The 3,515-nt window shown below is 68.1% G+C and carries 5 protein-coding genes; 4 read left to right on the top strand and 1 reads right to left on the bottom strand.

Going from position 1 to position 3,515, the window contains the following annotated elements; genetic code table 11:
* The coding region (locus DBR20_RS03850; protein ID WP_108265253.1) for a MerC domain-containing protein at window positions 1-433 on the bottom strand (433 nt) is incomplete at its 3' end.
* Window positions 434-465: 32 nt separating this feature from the next.
* Here DBR20_RS03850 and DBR20_RS03845 point away from each other — a divergent pair.
* Genes DBR20_RS03845 through DBR20_RS03830 form a run of 4 tightly spaced genes read left to right on the top strand, consistent with a single transcriptional unit; the run spans window position 466 to window position 3,488 of the window.
* Window positions 466-999, top strand: coding sequence for a DUF2796 domain-containing protein (locus DBR20_RS03845; RefSeq protein ID WP_100552636.1), 534 nt, complete (start codon window positions 466-468; stop codon window positions 997-999).
* Window positions 996-1,691, top strand: a complete 696-nt coding sequence (locus DBR20_RS03840; protein ID WP_108265244.1) for an ATP-binding cassette domain-containing protein — start codon at window positions 996-998, stop codon at window positions 1,689-1,691. Before DBR20_RS03845 ends, DBR20_RS03840 begins: the two co-directional genes overlap by 4 nt.
* Window positions 1,684-2,937, top strand: coding sequence for an ABC transporter permease (locus DBR20_RS03835; protein WP_108265243.1), 1,254 nt, complete (start codon window positions 1,684-1,686; stop codon window positions 2,935-2,937). The genes DBR20_RS03840 and DBR20_RS03835 overlap by 8 nt, the downstream gene beginning before the upstream one ends.
* Before the next feature lie 2 nt (window positions 2,938-2,939).
* Window positions 2,940-3,488 (top strand): DUF3299 domain-containing protein, encoded by a 549-nt coding sequence (locus tag DBR20_RS03830; protein ID WP_108265242.1) that lies wholly within the window; start codon window positions 2,940-2,942, stop codon window positions 3,486-3,488.
* Window positions 3,489-3,515: the final 27 nt, after the last annotated feature.

The following is a 3,515-nucleotide window of genomic DNA, read 5'->3' as shown; positions in this document are numbered from 1 at the left end:
CGGCCAGCATCACCCCGCCGCAGGCGGTGGCAGTGCCATGCCAGAGCAGCGATTCCTTCAATGGCAGGTACAGCGAAGCGGACAGCAGCAGTATCGCGCCTGCAAGGGCCACGCACAGCGGCAGTGCCCGCTGATGGCGGCGCTGGCCGGCAGCGGTGCTGAGCAGGGCCATCGTCGAGGCCAGCAGCGCGAACAGCCATTCCCAGCGCGACATCACCAGCAGCGCGGTCATCGCCGCGTGGCCAGGGTGCTGGAACGAGCGCAGCGCCATCATCGCCGCGGGCGTGAAGGCCAGCAGCAGAGGCAGGGCCACGCAATGCGCGGCGCAGGCCAGCGACAGCCAGGCGCCTGCCAGATCGAAGCGGGGATGCCAGCGTGCCGAAGCTGGCGGCTGGGCGCGGGCCCTTGCGGGCGAGGTCGGGATGTGGTCCATAATGTTACATAGTAACAATACGGAGCTCCCCCATGAAACGTTCTGCCGCCCTTCTACTGCTGCTTGCTGCCCATTCTGCGAACGCCCACGACGTGCGCCATCACGATGCGCATGTCCATGGCCAGGCCGATGTCGATCTGGCCGTGGACCAGGGAACGCTGGAGCTGGCACTGCGTGCGCCGGGCATCGGCATCCTCGATTTCGAACGACCACCTGCCGACAGCCGCGAACAGGCCGCATTGGCGCGGGCGCGATCGATCCTGCAGAGCGGCAGCTGGGTCACCTTGCCGAGCGCTGCGCAGTGCCGGCTGGACCATGCCGAGGCGACTGCGGAAGGCTTTGCGCCAGTGGCGGTGGCAACGCAGCCCGGCCAGCACACGCACGCCGGATTCACCGCAGCGCTGCGCTACCACTGCGCCAACCCGGCGGCATTGCGGGGGCTGGCATTGCCACTGCCGACGCTGTTTCCGGGCCTGCATGAGGTGATCGTCAATACCGCAACATCGACCGGGCAGGGCCGCAGCGTGGTGACCGCCGACAGCCTGCGGGTGCCGCTGGCGCCATGAACGAAGCGGCCATCATCGACCTGCAGGGCGTGCAGTTCGGCTACGCAGACCGAGCAGTGCTGGACATCGCACAGCTGCAGGTGAGCGCGGGCAGCAGCGTACTGCTGCGCGGCACCAGCGGCTCGGGCAAGAGCACGTTGCTGGGCCTGCTGGCAGGCATCCTGCTGCCGGGCAGCGGCAGCATCCGTGTCGCCGGTCATGCGGTGAACACGTTGGGCGCGGCCGCGCGTGATCGTTTCCGCGCCGATCAGCTGGGCGTGATCTTCCAGCAGTTCAACCTGCTGCCGTTCCTGAGCGTGCGCAACAACATCGCCCTGGGCGTGCGCTTCTCGCCTCTGCGCAACGTGCGCATCGACGGTGGGCTGGACGCTGAAATCGCGCGGCTGCTGCGCGCGCTGCAGCTGGACCCGGCACTGATGCCGCGTGCGGCGGGTACGCTCAGCGTCGGCCAGCAGCAGCGCGTTGCCGCTGCCCGTGCCTTGATCGGCCGCCCAGCGGTACTGCTGGCCGACGAACCGACCTCGGCGCTGGACCCCGCCGCGGCCACGGCCTTCCTGCAGCTGATGTCCGCGCAGTGCCGCGCCGCCGGTACCACCGCGCTGGTGGTCAGCCACGATGACCGCCTGCAGCCGTTGTTCGACCAGGTGCTGTCGCTGGGTGATCTGAACCGGGCAGGGGGTGCACATGTTTGAGTTGGCCTGGGCCAGCCTGCGCAGCCGCGCCCTGAGCGTGAGCCTGACCGTGCTGGTCATCACCCTGAGCGTGGTCCTGCTGCTGGGCGTGGAACGCATCCGCACGCAGGCCCACGAAGGCTTTGCCAGCACCGTCTCGGGCACGGACCTGATCGTCGGCGCGCGCTCGGGGCCGGTGAACCTGCTGCTGTATTCGGTGTTCCATATCGGAGACCCGACCAATAACGTGTCCTGGCAGTCCTACCAGGAACTGTCCGCGCTGCCGCAGGTGAAATGGGCGGTACCGCTGTCATTGGGCGATTCCTGGCGGGGCTATCGGGTGATCGGCACCACTGCCGGCTACTTCGAACACTACCGGCATGGCGCAGGGCATCCGCTGGCATTCGCACAGGGCAAGCCGTTCGACGACCTGTATGACGCGGTGGTCGGCGCTGAGGTCGCGCAGGCGGCGCACATCGGCGTGGGCGCTGACATCGTGCTGGCCCATGGCACCGGTGCGGTAACCCTGGCCACGCATGCGGACAAGCCGTTCCGTGTGGTCGGCATCCTGCAGCGTACGGGCACGCCGGTGGATTCTTCCGTGCTGGTGTCACTGCCAGCGATCGAGGCGATCCATGTCGACTGGCGTTCCGGCGTGCAGCTTCGCAGCCAGCATGTCAGCGCCGAACAGGCACGCCAGCTCGACCTGACCCCGACCAGCATCACCGCCTTCATGCTGGGCCTGAACTCGCGCATCGCAACGTTCGGCGTGCAGCGCAGCATCAATGAGTATTCAGACGAAGCGCTGCAGGCGATCCTGCCCGGCGTGACCCTGCAGCAGCTCTGGCAGTCGCTGGGGACCGCCGAGCGCGCGTTGCAGTTGATCAGTGCGATGGTGGTGCTGCTGGGCATGGTTTCGCTGATGGCGCTGCTGGTATCGACGCTGCAGGAGCGCCGCCGCGAGATGGCGGTGCTGCGTGCTACCGGTGCGCGTCCGGCCTATGTCGCCTGCCTGCTGGTGGTTGAAGCCGTGGCCACCGCGACGATGGCCTGCGCGTTGGCGCTGGCCGTGCTGACCTGCGCCAGCGTGGTGGGGCGCAGCTGGGCGCTGGCCAATTTCGGTCTGTCGATCACCCACGTCTGGCCGGACGCGCGCGAACTGGCCTGGGTGGGCGGCGTGCTGCTGATCAGCGCGGTCGCAGGCCTGCTGCCTGCGCTGCTGGCCTACCGGCGCACCCTGGCCGATGGCCTGGCGCCTGCGTCATGAGCATGGGCGTCCGCGGGTTGCTGCTGGCTGCGGCAATGCTGCTGGTCGCCTGCACGCGGCCGACTGATACCGGTGTGCAGGCACTGCCGCCGTCGCCGGTGCAAGACAGTGCCCGTGCCGAGAGCGAGCAGGAACTGGACTGGTTGCAGATGCTGCCGGGCGATGAACTGGCAGCACTGGAGCGCGGTGAGGGGCCGGAGGTGCAGCACAGCGGCAACCGGCGCATGGCCCAGTTCGGTACCTTCCGTACCGTGGACGCGGTACTGGATCGCGCGGTGCGGTTGCCGGGCTATGTCGTGCCCTTGGCCAATGCCGCAGATGGTCGACTGCTCGAATTCCTGTTCGTGCCGTACTACGGCGCGTGCATCCACGTGCCACCGCCGCCACCGAACCAGATCGTGCACGTGGTGCTGCCGCGGCCGATTGCCATGCCCGACATGTACTCGCCGTTCTTCCTGGCCGGCGTGCTGCGTGCCGAGCGGGTGGACGATGATCTTGCAGGCTCGGCCTACAGCATGGCCGGCGCCGAATTGAGGCCTTATGAACCGTAGCGCGAAGGTGTTTGCCGCTGTGTTTGC

The organism is Stenotrophomonas sp. HMWF023, from assembly GCF_003060985.1.
Classification (GTDB): domain Bacteria; phylum Pseudomonadota; class Gammaproteobacteria; order Xanthomonadales; family Xanthomonadaceae; genus Stenotrophomonas; species Stenotrophomonas lactitubi.
The sequence above is the reverse complement of the archived record's forward strand: the minus strand, read 5'-3'. Positions and strand labels throughout refer to the sequence as shown.

Coding starts and splice junctions, on each gene's coding strand:
- DBR20_RS03845 (WP_100552636.1), top strand. CDS start 466: ATGAAACGTTCTGCCGCCCTTCTACTGCTGCTTGCTGCCCATTCTGCG.
- DBR20_RS03835 (WP_108265243.1), top strand. CDS start 1,684: ATGTTTGAGTTGGCCTGGGCCAGCCTGCGCAGCCGCGCCCTGAGCGTG.
- DBR20_RS03830 (WP_108265242.1), top strand. CDS start 2,940: ATGGGCGTCCGCGGGTTGCTGCTGGCTGCGGCAATGCTGCTGGTCGCC.
- DBR20_RS03840 (WP_108265244.1), top strand. CDS start 996: ATGAACGAAGCGGCCATCATCGACCTGCAGGGCGTGCAGTTCGGCTAC.